Raw genomic sequence first — 20,498 nt, forward strand, 5'->3', positions numbered from 1 at the left:
CCCTCAGAGAACCGATATTTTCGTGCGCTCGGCGATCTTAGGCAGAGGCGGGGCCGCAAGGAAGCGGTCATGCAGTTCCTTGATAACTTTTGTCGATAGAGGAGACAATACGCGCGGCGGCGCAGCCATGGTTTCTGCCGGCTTGGCATTCGCCACTTGCGGCTCGCTCTTCTTGGGCGGCGCGGGGAATGGGGGGGTTACACCCGGTATGGGCTTCAGTTCGATATTCTGATGCGCATAGGCCATCATGCGTTGCCAGGCCATGGCAGGCAGAACGCCGCCGGTCATTTCCTTCATCGGGGTGAAATTGTCGTTGCCAAACCAGACCGCCGCCGTGAAATTTCCGGTAAAGCCGACGAACCACGCATCGCGATAATTCTGCGTTGTGCCGGTCTTGCCGCCCACCCGCGTCATCGGCAATGCCGCGCGGCGTCCAGTGCCGCGTTCAGGCACTTGCACCAGCATGGAATTCATTTCGAGTGCAGCTTTCTCCGACAGTGCCCTGTGCGGCTTCGGGGCATCGCGCCCGAAATCCCACAGCACCTTGCCTTCCGACGAAACGATCTGTGTGAAGGCGTGACGGTTGCCGGCCATGCCCGCATTTGGAAACACGTTGAAGCCGGTGGCCTGATCCATCACCGTCATTTCGGATGTGCCGAGCACCATGGTCTTGTGTGACGAGATCGGCGATTCCACGCCCATCGCCTTGGTCAGGGCAACAATTGGGGCTGTGGTCAGATAATCGCGCGCCAGTCGCACCGGTACGCTGTTCAACGAGCGGACAAGCGCCGTCGTCAGGTCCACGCGGCCGGCAAAGCTGCGGCCATAATTGCGCGGTGACCAGTTGCCCCAGCTAATTGGAGCATCTGAAACGATGGTGCTCGGCGTCAGTCCCTTTTCCATCGCCGCTGCATAGACATAGGGCTTGAAGGAAGATCCGGCCTGCCGCAATGCCTTGGTGGCGCGATTGAACTGGCTTTCACCATAGTCCCGCCCGCCGACCAGTGCGCGGACGGACCCGTCATTGGCAATAACGACCGTTGCCGCTTCTGAGACATTATAGTCCTTGCCGAACTGGCGCAGGTGATATTCGAGAGATTCCTCTGCCGCCTTCTGCAGGTTGCGGTCGAGCGTCGTGCGCACGATCAATGTGTGCTGCGGAATATTGGCGGCGATCTTCTTCACCTCTTCGAAAGCCCAGTCGAGGAAGTAGTCGGGACTCTCGTTCTTGGCGCGGTCGATGACGCTTGCCGGATGACGGTGTGCAACGGCCACCTGTCCCTCGCTCAGGAAGCCACTTTCAACCATATTGGACAGCACGACATTGGCGCGTGCACGGGCTGCGGGCAGATTGACATGCGGCGCGAACTTGGCGGGCGCCTTGAACAGACCGGCCAGCATCGCGGCTTCCGCCAGCGAGACATCCTTGACGTTCTTGCCGAAATAGAATTCCGAAGCAGCCGCAATACCGAAGGTTCCGCCGCCCATATAGGCACGGTCGAGATAAAGCTGCAGGATTTCCTTCTTGCTGAGATTGCTTTCCAGCCAGAGCGCGAGGAAGGCTTCCTTGATCTTGCGTTCGATGGTGCGCTCGTTGGACAGGAAAAGATTCTTGGCGAGCTGCTGCGTTATGGTCGAGCCGCCCTGAACGACGCCATTGGCGCGCATGTTTTGGCTGAACGCGCGGGTCAGGCCCCAGAAGTCGATGCCGTAATGGTCGAAAAAGCGTCGGTCCTCGGTGCCGAGCACGGCCTTGATGACGTGATCCGGCAATTCATCGATCGGCACGGCCTGACGATGGAGAATACCGCGCTGGCCGATTTCATTGCCATAGCGGTCGAGGAAGGTGACGGCATAATCGTCCTGTGCACGCCAGTCCTTCTTGGTTTCCTCGAAAGCGGGCAGGGCCAGGACGAGCATCAGAACTGCGCCGCCCACGCCCAGCGTAAATCCTTCGTCAAGAACCTCGACCACAAAACGCCGGAAACCGCGCACGCGAAAACGCCGTGAGAAAATGGTAATGTTCTCCCACCATTCGCCGAGATTATAGCGCAGGCTGTAGAGGGTGGAATCGATCCACGCGTCGAATCCGATCAGGCGCGAAACCCTGAACGGTTTGCGCTTCTCGCTTCCGGAATCTTTTTCTGCCGTTTTACGCATAAACACTGACTTCGGCATGGTTGGTTTCGGAGACAGGCGGAACTTACCCATCCATCATAGCAGATTAATAAGCAACAGCTCATGTGAAATGGTTAAAACACAAGCAGCTTTTTGCTTATAGGAAAAAAGTCAAATAATAGGAAAATAATCCTTGACTGCGTAACGGTGCCTTGCTAGGTTTTATATACAGTCGGAAAAATGTGATTGTTCACGCGTACTCCTTTGGATGTCTTTTTTGGCTGAAGGGTGCGGATACAGATTTTGCCGCAATAAACGTAAAGAGGTATCGGGCAAGTTGAGTGTTCTTTTCGTGGGACAACGAAAAGATGATTTTGCGCCGCATGGTAAGCGCAGCACCATTCCCGATTAAACACGTCGGACGGAGTTCACTGTGGCAGTGGGCTTGGGGCTTGGGGCTTGGGGCTTGGTTTTTCATAAACAGAGAAAATATGGTGCGGTTGACATTCGATCGTATTTGGGTCTGCAACACGAAAGGAAGTCATCATGACCATCCTTAACCATACAATATTTACTTCAGAGGTTACGTGGATCTGGTTCGCCAAGATTGCCGGTGCGACGGCAGGCTCTTTCACGTCGCTCGCCTACATCCTTCCGCGAGGAAAGCGTGACGCGGCGATCCGTTTCGCGGTCGGCGTGATCTGTGGCGTGGTTTTCGGTGGTGCGGCAGGCGTCAAGATTTCCGAAGTATTGGCTCTTGGCGGATTGCTTGGCCAGGCGGAATTGATGTTGATAGGGTCAGCGGTTGCAAGCTTGGCGGCGTGGTCGGCGATCGGGGTTTTTCAGCATTTGTCCGAGCGGCTGAAACACGCGCCTATACCCGGACTGCTTCCCGAAGAAAAAAGGAGCGATGACGATTCCTGATTATGGATGAAATTTTAAAAGGCCCTTATTGGCATTCGAGGGAGCCCGACAGCAGCTTCTCGGATATCGCGTGCCTCTCGCCTACGGGGGTGTAATAAATGCGAACTAGTCAAACGTCGACACTTATGAGCAAACGAAAAGACGGAATGATCTCGGCTATGGGCTTCCAGTTCAGTTTTGTTTGGATTGTTACAAGGAACGGACAGGTGGACCCGTCGTCGACCGCATTTCGGCAATGATTATCTGAGAAGAGTGGGGGTGTTGGTTGAGATACGTGACTGTATTTTGAGTATATGAATTAATCGATGTCGTTTCCGTTTTCTTTCATCCTGATGTGCTCTCGATCCTGTAACCGGCTTGATCGATCAGGGCGCTTTAACGGATGTTCTGCTATAATTGGCGACTGCAATTGCCGGAATTGTTACGATAATCGGGCGTATTGGTGTAACTTCACGCATTTCATAATTTCACAAAGCGTGATAGTCAGGGGCTGAATTTTCCTTTGGGCCCGGAAGAGGAATGGTTGTTCATGCATCGTTCAGCTGTGGGGCGCTATATAAGGCGGCATGATGAAACAAAATTCTGCACTCAAAGTTTTCGCGCTTCTAGCGGTTAGTATTGGCTTGCTGCCGGTCGATGCCGGTGCCTTGCCGATGACTGCGCCGCAGAAATCCAATCTCATTGTCGCTGCCGCCGGAGATTGTGCGGCGGTCGGCGAACAGGTGGCTGCCCAGCAGGGCGGTCAGCTTGCCAAGGCCACCGCCACGACTCAGAACGGGCGTCCCATGTGCGTGGTCGTGGTGCTTGTGCCAGGCCGCGATGGCGAGCGTCCACGCCGCGTTGAAGTGGCTGTTCCCGCTCAATAACTACAGCTTTTGCCGCTGTTTTTCGTAGATTGAGGGAGAATGTCCGCTTGCGTATCCTGATCGTTGAAGACGACAAGGACCTGAACCGGCAGCTTTCCGAAGCAATGGCTGCTGCCGGTTATGTGGTCGACCGTGCCTATGACGGCGAGGAAGGGCATTATCTCGGCGATACGGAGCCCTATGATGCTGTGGTGCTCGACATCGGCCTGCCGCGTATGGATGGCATCAGCGTCGTGGAGCGTTGGCGGCGCAGCGGGCGTACAATGCCTGTTCTCATGCTTACGGCCCGCGATCGCTGGAGCGACAAGGTTGCCGGTATTGACGCCGGAGCCGACGATTATGTGGCCAAGCCCTTTCATATCGAGGAAGTGCTTGCGCGGTTGCGCGCGCTGATCCGCCGCGCTGCGGGACATGCTTCGTCGGAACTCGTCTGCGGGCCGCTCTATCTTGATACGAAAACGTCGAAGGCAAGTGTCAACGGCGTTGCGCTCAAGCTTACCTCGCACGAATATCGGCTTCTGTCCTATCTGATGCACCATATGGATGAGGTGGTCTCGCGTACTGAACTGATCGAACATCTCTACGATCAGGATTTTGACCGCGATTCCAATACGATTGAAGTCTTTGTCGGTCGCTTGCGCAAGAAAATGGGTGTCGACCTGATCGAGACCGTGCGCGGCATGGGCTATCGCATCCGCTCTGAAGAGGGCGGGGACGAAACGAAAGGCGATGACAGCTGAAGCTTCTTAGCGTCTTTCCTCCGCTACGTTCGCTCGCAGTCCGCGTCGTTACTCTTTCGACGATCTGGGTCATCGTGGCACTTGTGGTGGTGGCGACTTTCATCGGCTCACTTTATGGCGAAGCTGCGCGCAGCAATTTTGAACGCCTGTTGACCGCCCACCTGTTCAGTCTGGTCGGTGCCGTCAGCACGTCGGGCGAGGGCTCCTTGCAGGGGCGCCCGGAACTGGGCGAATTACGCTATTCCAGCCCGCTCTCCGGTTGGTACTGGTCCGTCGATCCCGTCACGCCGAACCTGACCGGAAAATTGCAATCGCCATCGCTGATAGGGCGCATCGTACCTGAAATGCCGGTCTCGCAGGCACCCTTCGACAGTTCCTTCATGCGTAGCTACACCTTGCCCGGCCTCAACGGCGAGGAGCTCTTCATCGTTGAAACCGAAGTGGTTCTGGATACTGCCAATCGCGTTGCGCGTTTTCGTGTCATGGGCAATCTCAGCGAGGTTCTGAAGGAGATATCCGATTTCAGAACCAGCCTCGCGACCTATCTGGCGATTTTCGGCATCGGCAGTATCCTCATCAATGCCGCTGTGATCCTGTTCGGCCTGCGTCCGCTCGACAAGGTGCGTCAAGCGCTGGCCGATATTCGCGAGGGACGTTCGTCCAAGCTCGATGCGTCGCTGCCTGTCGAAATTGCGCCGCTCGCCAGTGAAATGAATGCGCTGATCGAAAACAATCGCCGTATTGTCGAACGGTCGCGAACGCAGGTCGGCAATCTCGCCCATTCTCTCAAAACCCCGCTTTCCGTGCTGGTCAATGAAGCACGGAGCATGGGTGGTGAACATGGACGCATTGTTCAGGAACAGAGCGAGGCGATGCAGGTGCAGATACAGCACTATCTGCAGCGCGCGCGCATTGCCGCGCAGCGTGACAGTGTGGTGTTCCGTACACCTGTGACGCCGATTCTCGAACGCATGCAGCGCGTCACGGCGAAACTCAATCCGGCTTTCAGCGTTACCTTCAGGAATGAACTGCCCAATGCGGTCTTTGCTGGCGAAAGGGAAGATCTGGAAGAGATCGTCGGGAATCTGCTGGAGAATGCGGGCAAATGGGGCCGCAAACGTATCAATATCGGGCTTGCCCCTATTTCTGGGGAGCAACGGCAGTTTGAAGTCCTGATAGAAGATGACGGTCCAGGTCTGGCATCAGACAATATCGAGGCAGCGCTGAAGCGCGGCAGCCGCGTCGATGAAACAAAACCGGGAACGGGGCTTGGGCTGGCAATCGTGCAGGATACCGTTCGCGAATATGGCGGCAGCCTGCATCTGGGCAAGAGTGCGTTTGGTGGATTGGGTGTTCGGATCGTGTTGCCGCTGACGGAAGATTGAAGGTTGTTTTTGGTCGAAAGCCAACTAGAAGATAAACTGAAAAAGTCACATGCCGATATAGTGTGCATGCTAATTGTTTATGAAGGCCGGTTGTTATGATGATGGTATCCAGGTTTTCTCACCCAGTTTCAGTCGCTTCGATGATGCTTGCCGTGGCGCTCGCATTGTCAGCCTGTGGCACGACCGGCAAGGGCACTGGTCTTGCTTCGCTGGGCGGTGGTTCTACGGAACAGAAGCCCGAAACCAGCCTGTTGACGTCTCTTGGAAACGGTCTCCTTGGCAGCGCCGCAAATCAGCTGAACGCAGCCGACCGCAAGAAGGCCCTTGAGGCTGAATATCGTGCGCTTGAATATTCACCGGCAGGTAAGGCCGTATCCTGGAGCGGGAGCGGGTGGAATTCCGGCGACGTGACGGCGGCGCAGCCTTATCAGGTCGGCTCTCAGAATTGCCGCCAGTATTCGCACAGCTTCAACATCGGCGGGTCGCAGCAGACTTCCCGTGGAACAGCATGTCGCAATCCAGACGGCAGCTGGACTCCTCTGACGTAACTCTCGCGTCCTACCTTTGCGGCGAATTGCCCTAGGTAGCAACTTACTGCAGGTAGTAGTTGGTTTTTCCCTTGGCTGCGCTTAAGTCGTAGCCATGGGATTCTGGCTTATTGCAGCATTACTGACATTGGCAGCCACTCTGGCTGTTTTGTTGCCTCTCACGCGGCGCAAGCAGGCATTCTTGCCCGCTGAAAAGAACGATCTTGAGGTCTATCGGGATCAGTTGCGCGAGGTCGAAGCCGACGCTGCACGCGGCATGATCGACCCGCAGAGCGCCGAACAGGCACGCATCGAAATCTCGCGTCGCATTTTGAATGCTGAAAAGTCCGGCAAGGAAGCTGCGGAAGCCGCGGGCAAGGCAGTGCCGGGCCGGATGCTGGCTTTCATCGCCGTGCTTGCAGTGCCGCTGATCGCCTGGGGCATCTATCCGCTTTTCGGCAAACCGGACATGCCTTCCATGCCGCTCGCCGAACGGCTTTCGGCCAGTGCGAATCGCGGCTCTGTCGATGAACTGGTAGCGCGTGCCGAAGCGCATCTGGCGCAAAATCCGGGCGATGTGCGTGGATGGGACGTGCTGGCGCCGATCTATCTGCGGCTTGGTCGCGCCGCTGATGCCGTCAATGCCTATCGCAGCTCCATTCGCATCGCCGGTGAGAATTTCCCGCGCGTTCTGGGGCTGGGTGAAGCACTGGCAACCGCTTCAGGCGGCACCGTAACCGCCGAGGCCGAAGGTTTCTTCAGGAAGGCTGCCGATCTCGAACCGAATGATGTGCGCCCGCAATTCTATCTCGCGCAGGGTGAGATGCAGGATGGTCGCATGGATCTGGCGGCCAACCGCCTGCAGGCGTTCCTCGACAAAGCCCCCGCCGACGCGCCGTGGCGCGGCCAGATTGAACAGGCCATCGCCCGGCTTCGCGATCCCGCTGCCGTTCAGCAGCAGTCGAAGGGGCCAACGGCTGACGATGTCGATGCCGCTTCGTCGATGAGCCCCGAAGACCGGCAGGCGATGATCGAAGGCATGGTTCAACGTCTCGACGAAAGTCTTCGCCAGAATAGCGGGGATGTCGAAGGCTGGAAGCGCCTTGTGCGCTCCTATATGATCCTCAATCGCCGCGATGCAGCACTTGACGCTCTCAATCGCGGAATGACAGCCCTTGAAGGCGAAAGCCGGTCGAACCTTGAGAGTTTCGCAGCCGGGCTTGGACTAGATATAAAGGCAGGGAACGCACAAAAATGAGCGCGACCGCAGACGACAACGCACGCAAAAGCAAACCGGCGGTCAATTTCGCCCGTACCGTAAGCCAGAGAAAGCGCAAGCGCCTGTTCCTGATCGGCGGTGCGCTGGCAGTTCTGGCCATCGCGGTCGGGCTGATGCTGATGGCTTTCAGTCAGGACATTCGCTTCTTCCGCACACCAGCCGACCTGACGGAACAGGACATGGCCTCGGGCTCGCGGTTCCGTCTCGGCGGTCTCGTCGAGGAAGGGTCGGTCAGCCGCGAGGGCAGCGAACTGCGTTTCACGGTGACCGATACGATCAAGACCGTGAAGGTCGTGTACGAGGGCATTCCGCCTGATCTCTTCCGCGAAGGGCAGGGCGTCGTCGCCGAAGGGCGTTTCGGTGATGGCGGGGTTTTCCGCGCCGACAACGTGTTGGCGAAGCACGACGAAAATTACATTCCCAAGGACCTTGCCGACAGCCTGAAGGAAAAGGGTGTCTGGGAAGGCAAGTAACAGTTGGGGCAGTCCAACCGGCGATGTCCGGTTGCGTGCCTGATGGAGACTGCAGATGAGCGTCGAGATAGGCCATTTTGCTCTGGTTTTGGCACTGGCATTGTCGATTGTCCAATCGATCGTGCCGGTGGTCGGCGCGCATCGTCGCGACACACAGCTCATGTCAGTCGCGGCGCCGACGGCAATTGCAGTCTTTGCGCTGATCTGCCTTGCATCCGCCGTGCTTGTCCATGCCTATGTCGTGTCGGATTTCTCGGTCCTGAATGTTGTCGAGAATTCTCACTCGCAAAAGCCGCTTCTCTACAAGATCACTGGCGTCTGGGGTAATCACGAAGGCTCCATGCTGCTGTGGGTGTTCATTCTCACCTTCTTCAGTGCGCTGGTCGCGGCTTTTTCCGGCAACCTGCCGGAAACGCTGCGCGCCAATGTCCTCGCCGTGCAAGGCTGGATCGGGGTGGCGTTTCTGGCGTTCATCGTCTTCACGTCCAATCCTTTTACCCGCATTTTTCCGGCTCCGATGGAGGGCGGTGATCTCAATCCGATCCTTCAGGATATCGGCCTCGCGATCCACCCGCCGCTGCTCTATCTCGGCTATGTCGGTTTTTCGGTGTGTTTCTCTTTTGCCGTGGCGGCCCTGTTGGAGGGGCGCCTCGATGCCGCATGGGCGCGCTGGGTGCGTCCATGGGCGCTTGTCGCATGGATGTTCCTGACCGGCGGCATCGCCATGGGTTCCTACTGGGCCTATTACGAGCTTGGCTGGGGCGGCTGGTGGTTCTGGGACCCGGTTGAAAATGCATCCTTCATGCCTTGGCTGGTCGGCACCGCACTGCTCCACTCAGCACTCGTCATGGAAAAGCGCTCGGCGCTGAAAATCTGGACCGTATTGCTTGCGATCCTCACCTTTTCGCTGTCGCTGCTTGGCACCTTCCTAGTCCGCTCCGGCGTTCTGACCTCGGTTCACAGCTTCGCCACCGATCCGGGACGCGGTCTCTTCATTCTGGCAATTCTTGCGATCTTCATTGGCGGGTCGCTGTCACTCTTCGCGCTCCGGGTGCAGAGCCTGACCGCAGGCGGCATCTTCCATCCGATTTCGCGCGAAGGCGCGCTCGTCTTCAACAATCTATTCCTGACGACCGCTGCTGCGACCGTGCTGATCGGCACGCTTTATCCGCTGCTGCTGGAAGTGATGACCGGTGACAAGATTTCCGTTGGCGCGCCGTTCTTCAACATGACGTTCGGCCCGCTGATGATCCCGCTTCTGTTTGCGGTTCCCTTCGGCCCGCTGCTCGCCTGGAAGCGTGGCGATCTTTACGGCGTGTCACAGCGTCTGATGGCGGCTTTTGCGCTCTCCCTCGTGGCGGCGGCAATCGTTCTGTGGAGCACCTCGGCGAAATCGGTTCTCGCCGCCTGCGGCATCGGGCTTGCGGCGTGGCTGATTTTCGGCAGCCTGACGGATCTCGTTCTCAAGGCTGGTATAGGCAAGGTCTCCGCAAGCAAGGCGTTTGCACGCTTCAAGGGCTTGCCGCGCTCGGTTTTCGGTACGGCGCTTGCCCATATAGGGCTTGGCGTGACGCTGCTCGGCATTGTGAGCGTGACCACTTTCTGTACGGAAAGTGTACTGATCATGCGCCCAGGTGACACAGCCAAGGTGCAGGATTATACGCTGCGCTTTGAAGGCCTGCGCCCGCTGACTGGCTCCAATTTCACCGAAAATCGCGGCACGTTCACGCTGCTCGATTCCAGTTCCCGCAGCCTTGGACAGATCGAACCGTCCAAGCGTTTCTTCCCGGCGCGCCAGATGCCCACGACTGAATCGGGTATCAAGACACTGTGGTTCAGCCAGGTCTATGTTGCGCTTGGCGATGAACCGGGCGATGGTTCGGTCGTGGTGCGTATCTGGTGGAAGCCGGATGTGACGCTCATCTGGTATGGCGCGCTTGTCATGATGGCGGGTGCGCTGTTCTCCCTGGCGGATCGTCGCCTCCGGGTCGGCGCGCCGTCGCGCAGCCGCAAATCGGCTCGTCCAGAGGCGGAGGCCGCAGCATGAAAAAGCGGTCGGCATTTGCAGCACTCCTGCTTGGCGCCGCTCTGGCCTTTCAGGGGACTGCGGCGCTCGCGGTCAATCCGGATGAAGTCCTGTCCGATCCGGTGCTTGAAAAGCGCGCCCGCGCCATCTCCGGCGAACTGCGCTGCATGGTGTGCCAGAACGAATCGATCGACGATTCCAATGCCGAGCTCGCCCGCGATCTGCGTATTCTGGTCCGTGACCGGCTGAAGGAAGGCGATAGTGACGAACAGGTGATGGACTTTATCGTCGACCGTTACGGAGAGTTCGTGCTTTTGAAGCCCCGTCTTAGTGCGCGTACCATTGTGCTATGGGGATTTCCTGTCGTCATATTGCTGATCGGTGCCGTAGCGCTGGTTTTTGCCTTTCGCGGACGCAAGCGGGTCGGGGAGGCGCCAAAGCCGCTTACGGAAAGCGAAAAGGCTGAACTCTCGCGCCTGCTGGACGGCAAATAGGCACTGGTCGCCTGCACTTGTTATTCGTAACCTTACGAAACTTTCATGTGGTGGAAACGGAGCGGTAAGGTAGCCCTCACTATCTTACGCTCTATAAAGGTTTCACAGGTCCACGTTTCCTGAATGATCAGGGCCGCGGCCGGATTACTGCTCGTAAGGAGAAATAGATGTCCAGAGCCAGGATTTCCAACTATCGCAAGGGCGTTGCCGCGATTGCATTGTCGGCCGTTCTCGCCGGTGGATTTGTCGCGACCGGTCCCATCGGCGCGCTCAATGACGCCCGTGCAGATGCCGTGCAGGTAACGCCGCCGCCGCAGGCTGCGGGTTTTGCCGATCTCGTTGAAAAGGTTCGTCCGGCTGTCGTCAGCGTCCGTGTCAAGAAGGACGTGCAGCAAACCGCCGACCGTGGTGGCGGCGGCCAGTTCTTCGGCCCTCCCGGTTTCGATCAGCTTCCGGACGATCATCCACTCAAGCGCTTCTTCCGCGATTTTGGCATGGAGCCGCGCGGCGATGCACGTCCTGACGCGCGCCCGGATCGCCGCGGCAAGCGCGGTCCCCGTCCGGGTCACGAACGCCCGGTTGCCCAGGGGTCAGGTTTCTTCATTTCTGAAGACGGCTATGTCGTAACCAACAATCACGTCGTTTCCGACGGCGATGCTTACAGCGTCGTGATGGACGATGGCACCGAACTCGATGCGAAGCTGATCGGCACCGATCCGCGCACCGATCTGGCTGTACTGAAGGTCAACGATCCGAAGAAGAAGTTCACCTATGTCGCATTCGGCGACGATAACAAGATTCGCGTCGGTGACTGGGTGGTGGCTGTCGGTAATCCGTTCGGTCTTGGCGGCACGGTGACTTCCGGCATCGTGTCGGCTCGTGGCCGCGATATCGGCGCCGGTCCGTACGATGACTTCATCCAGATCGACGCAGCCGTGAACAAGGGCAACTCCGGTGGTCCGGCCTTCAACCTGTCGGGTCAGGTCATCGGCATCAACACCGCCATCTTCTCGCCTTCGGGCGGTAGCGTGGGCATTGCGTTTGCAATTCCGGCCTCGACCGCAAAGCAGGTTGTTGACCAGCTCATCAAGAAGGGCTCGGTGGAACGTGGTTGGATCGGCGTCCAGATACAGCCGGTGACGAAGGATATCGCCGCTTCGCTCGGCCTTGCCGAAGAGAAGGGCGCACTCGTCGCTTCGCCGCAGAAGGATGGTCCTGCTGCCAAGGCCGGCATCCAGTCCGGCGACGTGATCACGGCAGTCAACGGCGAAACCGTGCAGGATACGCGTGATCTGGCGCGCAAGGTCGCTGGCGTTGCTCCCGGTGAAAAGGCGGCTCTGACCGTCTGGCGCAAGAACAAGGCCGAGGAAATCAGCGTCACCATCGAAGCGATGCCTGGCGATATGGGCAAGTCGGCCACCCCTTCGACCGACAATGGCGGCGGCCAGAACGAGACCCTCGACTCCTATGGCCTGACCGTGACCCCGTCCGAAGACGGTAACGGCGTGGTGGTGACCGATGTCGATCCCGACAGCGATGCCTCCGACCGTGGTATCCGTTCCGGCGACATCATCGTCAGTGTCAACAACCAGACGGTGAAGAGCGCCAAGGACATCAACAACGCCATCAGCGAAGCCGAAAAGTCGGGTCGCAAGGCAGTGCTGCTGCAATTGCAGAGCAACGACCAGAGCCGCTTCGTAGCCCTGCCGATCGATCAGGGATGATGACCGGCTGCTCAAGGCTCTGAGAAATTCGATGCCAGGCGGTGCACCGCCTGGCATCGCCTTATCCTCAAACACTATTATAGTAGCGCCATGAAGATTCTCGTTATCGAAGATGACCGCGAAGCGGCCCGCTATCTGGAGAAGGCCTTCACCGAGGCCGGACATTCCGCCGATATCGCCGGTGACGGCGAGACCGGCTATGCGCTGGCCGAAAATGGAAGCTACGATGTTCTCGTAGTCGACCGCATGCTGCCGAAGCGCGACGGCCTGTCCGTGGTGGCTGGTTTGCGCGCCAAGGGCATGGAAACGCCGGTACTTATCCTTTCCGCGCTGGGCGAAGTGGACGACCGCGTCACCGGCCTGCGCGCCGGCGGCGACGACTATCTGACCAAACCTTATGCATTCTCGGAATTGCTGGCCCGCGTCGAGGTTTTGCAGCGCCGCTCCAGCCCGCGAGAGGCAGATACGATCTACCGTGTCGGCGATCTGGAGCTTGACCGGCTTGCGCACACCGCGCGCCGACAGGATGTGGACATCACCCTCCAGCCCCGCGAATTCCGCCTGCTCGAATATCTGATGCGCCACGCCGGGCAGGTCGTCACGCGCACCATGCTGCTCGAAAATGTCTGGGATTACCACTTCGACCCGCAGACCAATGTGATCGATGTGCATATCTCGCGTTTGCGTTCGAAGATCGAGAAGGGCTTTGACGTTCCGTTGCTTCACACGGTGCGCGGCGCCGGTTACATGCTGAAGGCTGGCAAGTCGAAACAGTCCACAGCCGCCAAGGTGGATTGAGCATGTCTCCCAAAAGTGAGAACCGATTTTGGGATAAAGACTGCGTAAAAACAAAGGAAAGAGCGTTTCCTATGATTCAGTTTAAACAAGAAATGCTCTAATGGGCCGCTTTTCCGCGCTCATGCGCACCACCGCCGTTCGACTGTCAACGCTTTATCTGCTGCTCTTCATTGTGGGTGCGGTAGCACTGGTCTTCTATATGACCAATCTGTCCGCCTCCATGCTGGCTGCACAGACCCAGCAGTCGCTCGGCGAGGAAATAGGCAGCATCGGCAAGAGCTATGCGCGAGGCGGCATTCCGCAGCTTGTGCGGACCATCGACTATCGCTCGCGCCAGCCGGGGGCCTACCTCTATCTGGTGGCTGATCCGACGGGCCGCATCCTTGCCGGCAATGTCGAAAGCGTGGAACCCGGTGTTCTGGACACGAATGGCGTTATCGAACGTGATTTCAAATATCGGCGCTACGGCGAGCAGGGCACCGAGACGGAACACCGCGCCATTGCGGTCGTGATCGCCTTGCCGAATGGCATGCGGCTGCTGGTTGGCCGTGATCTTGGCGAACCGGAACGGTTCCGCGATGTGGTCCGCCGGTCGCTCATGCTGGCGCTGGGCATCATGGGAATCGGGGCGCTGCTGATATGGCTGTTCGTGGGGCGGCGCGCCTTGAAGCGCATCGATGAAGTATCGAAGGCCTCACAGCGCATCATGGATGGCGACCTGACGGGCAGGCTTCCGGTTAACGGTTCCGGCGATGAATTCGACCGCCTGTCGGGCAATCTCAATGTCATGCTCGGCAAGATTCTCGAATTGAACGAAGGGCTGAAACAGGTCTCCGACAATATCGCCCATGATCTCAAGACACCGCTCACGCGCCTGCGCAACCGTGCGGAAGAAGCCCTTTCCGGTAAGAAGGCTGGCCCGGAATATCGTGAGGCCCTGGAAGACATCATTGGCGAGTCGGATCAGTTGATCCGTACCTTCAACGCAATCCTCATGATCTCGCGGCTTGAAGCGGGCTATTCATCGGAGAGTCTCGAAAACATGCCGGTGGCGCCTATTCTTCGGGACGTGGCCGAAATGTACGAACCGGTCGCCGAAGATGCGGGCGTGAATCTCACGCTTGGCGATCTTGATGAAGTAGCGCTTCACATCAACCGCGAACTGGTCGGGCAGACGATTTCGAATCTCGTGGATAATGCGATCAAATATGCGGGCGGTGATGAGCGGACCGCGACTGTCAGGCTTTCGATGGAACGTGATCCGAACTGGGTCCGCATTATCGTTGCCGATAACGGCCCCGGCATTCCCGAGGAAAAACGCGAACAGGCGACGGAACGTTTTGTTCGCCTTGAGGAAAGCCGCACACAACCCGGCTCTGGACTCGGTTTAAGCCTTGCCAAGGCTGTGATGAAATTGCACGGTGGCGCACTTCGTCTTGAAGGCAACGATCCGGGCCTGCGCGCCGTTCTGGAGTTCCCGTTGCCGTCGGAGAAGGTGGAATAACGTGACGTAAGAGGGGATCATGGCGGCAGAAAACGCAAAGGCACAGTTTTTCGACAGAGATATTCGTGCTTTGACGCCGCTTGATCCCGCAAGGACGGAAGGTTTTTTAGCCGACCTTGCAGCACGCGCCGGAGAAGAGGAGCTTACGGGCGTCGTTGCCTTGCTGCGAAAGGCGGAAGCCGCCCGTTTCCTTTCGGCTGTTCTCGATCTCTCACCGTTCATTCGCGAAGCTCTGACCCGCCATCCGCGCATTCTCGACCGCATCGTCGCAAAAACGCCCGAGGCGGCGTTGCAGGATATTCTGTCGGAAATATCGGCCAGCGCTGCAAGCGACGCCGTGACGGAAGCCTCGCTCATGACGAGCTTGCGCGTTTTGAAACGCGAAGCACACGTCCTGATCGCCCTCTGCGATCTCGCCGGTATCTTCGACACGCAGGCAACGACCGGTTGGCTCACCGATCTGGCTGAAGCCTGCACGGGCGCTGCCGTTCACTTCCTGCTGCTCGATGCGGATAGCGCGGGCAAGATCAAACTTCCCGACCGCAACCATCCCGACAAGGACAGTGGCTGGATCGTGCTCGGCATGGGCAAGTTCGGTGCGCGTGAACTCAACTACTCGTCCGATATTGATCTTATCGTCTTCATTGAAGAAACCCGACCGGCTATTGGCGATCCTTATGAATGCGTCGAGACTTTTTCACGGCTGACGCGCCGCCTTGTCCGTATCCTGCAGGACCGGACGGGTGACGGCTACGTCTTCCGTGTCGATCTTCGCCTGCGCCCCGATCCCGGTTCCACGCCGCTGGCCATTCCTGTCGGCGCGGCACTTCACTATTACGAAGGGCGCGGCCAGAACTGGGAACGCGCGGCCATGATCAAGGCGCGGCCTGTTGCCGGTGATCGCGAATCCGGAAAACAGGTGCTGGCGGAACTTTCCCCCTACGTGTGGCGCAAATATCTCGACTATGCGGCCATTGCTGACGTGCATTCTATCAAGCGGCAGATTCACGCTCATAAGGGCCATGGCGATATTGCCGTGCGCGGCCACAATGTGAAGCTTGGACGCGGCGGCATCCGTGAAATCGAATTCTTCGTCCAGACGCAGCAGCTGATCGCTGGCGGGCGCTTTCCTGAATTGCGCGGCAACCAGACGGTGCCGATGCTGGCAAGACTTGCGGAGCGGGGCTGGATCACCGAGAAGGCCCGCGACGCTCTGGCGAAGGAATATTATTTCCTGCGCGATGTGGAGCATCGCATCCAGATGATTGCCGACGAACAGACGCACATACTGCCGGAAGACGATGAAGGCTTTGCGCGTGTCGCCCATATGATGGGCCATACCGATCCGGCAGTCTTCGCCGATGCATTTCTCGACGCGCTCAGGGTCGTTGAAAAGCACTACGCGGCGCTGTTCGAGCAGGCTCCCGAACTTGGAAGCTCATCCGGCAATCTGGTCTTTACCGGCGATGTGGACGATCCGGGTACGCTGGAGACACTCGCCGCAATGGGCTATGAGCGTCCGAGCGATATATGCCGCGTGATCCGTACATGGCACTTCGGGCGTTATCGCGCGACCCAATCTGCCGAAGCGCGTGAGCGTTTGACCGAACTTACGCCAGCCCTGCTCAAGGCTTTTGCCGAGACAAAACGTGCCGACGAGGCGTTGCTGCGTTTCGATGGCTTTCTGAAAGGCCTGCCGGCGGGCATCCAGCTTTTCAGCCTGCTGCAATCCAATCCCCGCCTCCTGAACCTTCTCGTCATGATCATGAGCGCCGCACCCCGGCTTGCTGAAATCATCACGCGAAATCCACATGTTTTCGACGGATTGCTTGATCCGGCGATCTTCTCCGAAATGCCCACGCGTGCCTATCTGGAAGAGCGCCTTCGCGTGTTTCTGGGGCCTGCGACCGACTATGAGGAAGTTCTGGACCGGCTGCGCATCTTTGCCGCCGAGCATCGCTTCCTGATCGGTATTCGCTTGCTTACTAGCGCCATTGACGGCGTGCGGGCTGGCCGCGCTTTTTCCGATCTGGCCGAACTGATGATCGGCAAGGCTTTCGAGGTTGTCGAGGCAGAACTGGAGCGGCGACACGGCAGGGTGAAGGGCGCAAAAGTCGCCCTTCTGGCGATGGGCAAGCTTGGCAGTCGCGAGCTGACCGCTGGTTCCGATGTCGATCTGATCCTGCTTTACGATCACGACCGGGATACGGATGAATCCGACGGCGAAAAGCCGCTGGCTCCGTCGCAATATTATATCCGCCTGACGCAGCGGCTCATTGCAGCACTTTCCGCGCCGACGGCGGAAGGCGTGCTTTACGAAGTCGATATGCGGCTGCGCCCTTCCGGTAATAAGGGGCCGGTTGCGACCCACATCGAATCCTTTGGAAAGTATCAGCGCAGCGAAGCATGGACATGGGAACATATGGCCCTGACCCGTGCGCGCCCGATCCACGGTGACGCGGCCTTCATGGAGCACATCAGGAGCGAGATAGACGAGGTCCTTTCAACGCCGCGTGATGTGAAGAAGATCGCCAAGGATGTGCGTGAGATGCGCGATCTCATCTATCAGGAAAAACCGCCTGCTGATGATTGGGATTTCAAGCTCAAGCCCGGTGGCATTGTCGATCTGGAGTTCATTGCCCAATTTGCCGTGCTGGCGAACAAGCTTGACCGGAAGCCGCGTCCCCTGGGTACAGAAGAAATCCTTTCAGCGCTCGACCCGTCCTTTGCCGATCCGGCGCTTGCCGACAATCTGGTGAGTGCGCACCGCCTCTATACCAATCTGAGCCAGACGATCCGCCTGTGCCTTGGAAGCGATGCAAAGCGCGAGGAGTTCATACCAGGCATGATCGATCTGTTATGCCGTGCGGCAGACATGCCCGATATAAAGCGTGTCGAGCATCATCTGGCGGAAGTTGCTGTCGACGTGCGGACAGGTTTCGAGAAGCTCTTGAATATCTGATCAAGCCGCGTGAGTTTCTGCGCCATTTCCAACGAGACCGCGCTTGCGGTCAGGAATGCAGACAGAAACCACAGTGCCGACGCCTTCGGTCGAGCGAATGCGAAGCCAGCCGCCGTGAAGTTCGGCCAGAGAGCGGGTGATGGCAAGCCCCAGACCGGAACCGGTGTGGGTCTTGGTGAACTGGTTCTCCACCTGCTCGAAGGGTTGTCCGATCTTCTTGATCGCCGATTTCGGAATGCCGACGCCGGTATCCTGAATGGTCATGAACAGGGCCGAGCCGGTCTTGCGTGCCCGCACCGTGATCTGCCCGCCATAGGAGGTGAATTTCACCGCATTGGAAAGAAGATTGATCAGCACCTGCTTGATCGCACGCCGGTCGGCATAAAGCTGCATCGCGTCTTCGATGCGCGTATTGACCGCAATATTCTTCTCATCCGCCTGTAGCGAGATCATGCGCACTGTCTCGTTGATGAGCGGGCAGAGATCGATTTCCTCGCGGTCCAGCGAGAAATGTCCGGCCTCAATCTTCGACATATCGAGAATGTCATTGATGACGTTGAGCAGGAAGTTGCCGCTCGTATGGATGTCGTTGATATATTCTTCGTAGCGATCGGAGCCGAGCGGACCGAATGTGCCAGCCTGGATCATTTCCGAGAAACCGATGATCGCGTTGAGCGGCGTGCGCAATTCGTGGGACATATTGGCGAGGAATTCGGACTTGGCGCGGTTTGCGGCCTCAGCGCGTTCCTTTTCCTGACCATATTTGCGCGCAAGCTCGGACAGCTCGCGCACACGGTCGCGCTCGCCCTTTCGCGCAATCGACAGGTCGTGAATCGTCGCCATCAGGCGGCGTTCGCTATCGACCAGACGTTCCTGATGCAGCTTGAGCTGGGTAATATCCGTGCCGATGGAGACAAGGCCGCCATCCTGCGTGCGCCGTTCGTTGACCTGAAGCCAGCGTCCATCGCTCAACTGCCGTTCAAATGTCTGGCCACCGGCGCGGTTATGCTCATTGGCCATGCGGCGCTCGAAGGTGAATGGGCGCGTATGGGCGTCGACTTCGTTGCGTGGCACGCCGGGTTTCAGCGTCCAGACCGGCAGTCCTGCATATTCGCTGAATTTGGAGTTCGCCATGACGAGGCGATTGTTGGAATCCCACAGGATGAAGGCTTCCGAAATGTTCTCGATGGCTTCGCGGATGCGCATGTCGGCTTCCGCCGTCTGCTGTGCAAAACGGTGCTGTTCGCTGACGTCGAAGGCAATGCCGACCAAATGGAGGTCGCCTTCGCTCGCAATTTCTGCGCGGACACGCATCCACACCCATGAACCATCGGCATGGCGCATGCGGAAGACACGATCGACATGCGAAATATCGCCTGCCGCTGCCTGTTCGGCGATGGAATAGAGGTCGCCGTCTTCCGTATTGATGATTGCAGCCACATCGCCGAATGGCAGCACTGCGTCCTGCGCTTCATAGCCCAGCATTTCATACATCGAGCGCGACCAGTAGATACGGCCCCGCGCCATGTCCCAATCCCACAACCCGCAACGGCCGCGCGCCAGCGCCAGATCGATACGCCGCTGGATCTGGCCGGAAAGATCGTCGGCCTCGCGAGCGCGCGCCGCCTGGCTGAAATAGGCGTAGAGAATGGCGAACATGACGCCCGTCGTACCGGCAAAGAGTGTCACATTGAGCGACACGGCCCGGCGCCATTCCGCAAAGATCGTGCTTTCCGGTTCCACGGCGATAATGGAATAGGGCAGGGACAGCGGCTTCGACAGGGCGCCGAATGCCGGTTCGGCCTGCAGCGTGACTTTCAGCACACCTGCACGCTCTGCAAACAGGAACAGCGGCTGCGCATCCGACAGGATTGTGTCGAGTGGTTTGCCGGAAATATCAGGGCCCGGACCCGATGCCGCTACCACCGACGATTGCCCGTCAATAACGGCAAGCGTCATGCCCGGGGATGACAGCCCGCGAGAGCGAAACTCCGCCATCGTGTCCTGAACGTCCTTCGCGGATAACTGCGCGCCGGCGTCGGTGCCATTGGCGGCGCGTTCGATCATCTGTGCAAGATTGGCCGTTGCAGCCGACAGAAATGCCTTGTGCTGCTGCTCGATATCGTCGCGCCACGCCAGCATCGAAAAGACGCGCGCAACGCCGAGAATAATCAGGAAAATGATGATGAGTGCAGGTACGAGACGTCGCAGGATAGGCTCGATCGAGACGAATTTGCCATAGGCCGGACCAGCAAGAAGACTGACATGGCCCGAAAGCTTGCCCTTTCTTCTTTTCCGACCGGATTCGCAATGCGTCCCCGCCGGCGCGCCATACGCGTCGGTGCTCGCCATATAATGGTCCCTCGTGAATTCCCTGCGAGTGAAGTGATTCGGAATACGCCACCTCCGAATGACATCAATGAATCAAAAGTGATTCGCGCTGTCCAGCGAATTCGTTAACGAGGCGTAAAAATCGGAAATTCACCGGCCAATTTATTCATGAATCTCAAGCTGTTAAGTGGAATCTGCGTGGCATTTGATTCGGCTAAACGCATGAAAAGACTCATGAAAGCTGACTGCCTCGCCACCTTTGCCCTAGTCCGCATGGAAAGCTCCTTTCCGGTAGCATATCAGCAACCGGAACGGGCGAATCATCACGATGGCAGGATGGAACGCGA

General features: G+C 58.2%; 15 protein-coding genes. 13 read left to right on the forward strand and 2 right to left on the reverse strand.

All coding sequences use genetic code 11. The features are described from left to right. Positions 1 to 3: 3 nt before the first annotated feature. On the reverse strand, positions 4 to 2,178 hold the full coding sequence (locus ABWW28_RS16070; RefSeq protein ID WP_353391409.1) for a penicillin-binding protein 1A: 2,175 nt from the start codon (positions 2,176 to 2,178) through the stop codon (positions 4 to 6). 486 nt (positions 2,179 to 2,664) lie between these two features. Between ABWW28_RS16070 and ABWW28_RS16075 the strand changes: the two genes are divergently transcribed. From ABWW28_RS16075 to ABWW28_RS16135, 13 genes are all read left to right on the forward strand, one after another. Continuing rightward, complete coding sequence (locus tag ABWW28_RS16075) at positions 2,665 to 3,042, forward strand: DUF6107 family protein (protein WP_256886183.1); 378 nt, start codon at positions 2,665 to 2,667, stop codon at positions 3,040 to 3,042. Positions 3,043 to 3,611: 569 nt separating this feature from the next. Continuing rightward, on the forward strand, positions 3,612 to 3,908 hold the full coding sequence (locus ABWW28_RS16080) for a hypothetical protein (protein ID WP_010661592.1): 297 nt from the start codon (positions 3,612 to 3,614) through the stop codon (positions 3,906 to 3,908). Positions 3,909 to 3,955: 47 nt separating this feature from the next. Next, entirely contained in the window at positions 3,956 to 4,648 is a 693-nt protein-coding gene (locus tag ABWW28_RS16085; protein ID WP_012092446.1) for a response regulator transcription factor, read from the forward strand. Positions 4,649 to 4,722: 74 nt separating this feature from the next. Continuing rightward, positions 4,723 to 6,033 (forward strand): ATP-binding protein, encoded by a 1,311-nt coding sequence (locus tag ABWW28_RS16090; protein ID WP_151610289.1) that lies wholly within the window; start codon positions 4,723 to 4,725, stop codon positions 6,031 to 6,033. Positions 6,034 to 6,128: 95 nt separating this feature from the next. Beyond that, positions 6,129 to 6,581 (forward strand): RT0821/Lpp0805 family surface protein, encoded by a 453-nt coding sequence (locus ABWW28_RS16095; RefSeq protein WP_353391412.1) that lies wholly within the window; start codon positions 6,129 to 6,131, stop codon positions 6,579 to 6,581. Between the two features lie 94 nt (positions 6,582 to 6,675). Next, positions 6,676 to 7,818, forward strand: coding sequence for a c-type cytochrome biogenesis protein CcmI (gene ccmI, locus ABWW28_RS16100; RefSeq protein ID WP_353391414.1), 1,143 nt, complete (start codon positions 6,676 to 6,678; stop codon positions 7,816 to 7,818). Further along, positions 7,815 to 8,312, forward strand: coding sequence for a cytochrome c maturation protein CcmE (gene ccmE, locus ABWW28_RS16105; protein WP_176024414.1), 498 nt, complete (start codon positions 7,815 to 7,817; stop codon positions 8,310 to 8,312). Before ccmI ends, ccmE begins: the two co-directional genes overlap by 4 nt. Positions 8,313 to 8,367: 55 nt before the next feature. Next, positions 8,368 to 10,359 (forward strand): heme lyase CcmF/NrfE family subunit, encoded by a 1,992-nt coding sequence (locus ABWW28_RS16110; RefSeq protein WP_353391416.1) that lies wholly within the window; start codon positions 8,368 to 8,370, stop codon positions 10,357 to 10,359. Further along, positions 10,356 to 10,832: a cytochrome c-type biogenesis protein gene (locus ABWW28_RS16115; protein ID WP_063882665.1), complete on the forward strand. Its 477-nt coding sequence runs from the start codon at positions 10,356 to 10,358 to the stop codon at positions 10,830 to 10,832. Before ABWW28_RS16110 ends, ABWW28_RS16115 begins: the two co-directional genes overlap by 4 nt. A gap of 167 nt (positions 10,833 to 10,999) precedes the next feature. Next, complete coding sequence (locus tag ABWW28_RS16120) at positions 11,000 to 12,556, forward strand: Do family serine endopeptidase (protein ID WP_353391418.1); 1,557 nt, start codon at positions 11,000 to 11,002, stop codon at positions 12,554 to 12,556. 90 nt (positions 12,557 to 12,646) lie between these two features. After that, on the forward strand, positions 12,647 to 13,354 hold the full coding sequence (locus ABWW28_RS16125) for a response regulator transcription factor (protein ID WP_021587901.1): 708 nt from the start codon (positions 12,647 to 12,649) through the stop codon (positions 13,352 to 13,354). Between the two features lie 100 nt (positions 13,355 to 13,454). After that, positions 13,455 to 14,858, forward strand: coding sequence for a sensor histidine kinase (locus ABWW28_RS16130; protein ID WP_138725301.1), 1,404 nt, complete (start codon positions 13,455 to 13,457; stop codon positions 14,856 to 14,858). 19 nt (positions 14,859 to 14,877) lie between these two features. Then, positions 14,878 to 17,820 carry a bifunctional [glutamine synthetase] adenylyltransferase/[glutamine synthetase]-adenylyl-L-tyrosine phosphorylase gene (locus ABWW28_RS16135; protein WP_353391421.1) on the forward strand — a complete coding sequence of 981 codons (2,943 nt, stop codon included), beginning with the start codon at positions 14,878 to 14,880 and terminating at the stop codon, positions 17,818 to 17,820. Here ABWW28_RS16135 and ABWW28_RS16140 read toward each other — a convergent pair whose 3' ends face one another. Further along, positions 17,821 to 20,172, reverse strand: coding sequence for a PAS domain-containing sensor histidine kinase (locus tag ABWW28_RS16140; RefSeq protein ID WP_353391422.1), 2,352 nt, complete (start codon positions 20,170 to 20,172; stop codon positions 17,821 to 17,823). Positions 20,173 to 20,498 lie beyond the last annotated feature (326 nt).

The sequence above is a fragment of the Brucella sp. NBRC 14130 genome (genome assembly GCF_040371715.1).
Classification (GTDB): domain Bacteria; phylum Pseudomonadota; class Alphaproteobacteria; order Rhizobiales; family Rhizobiaceae; genus Brucella; species Brucella intermedia.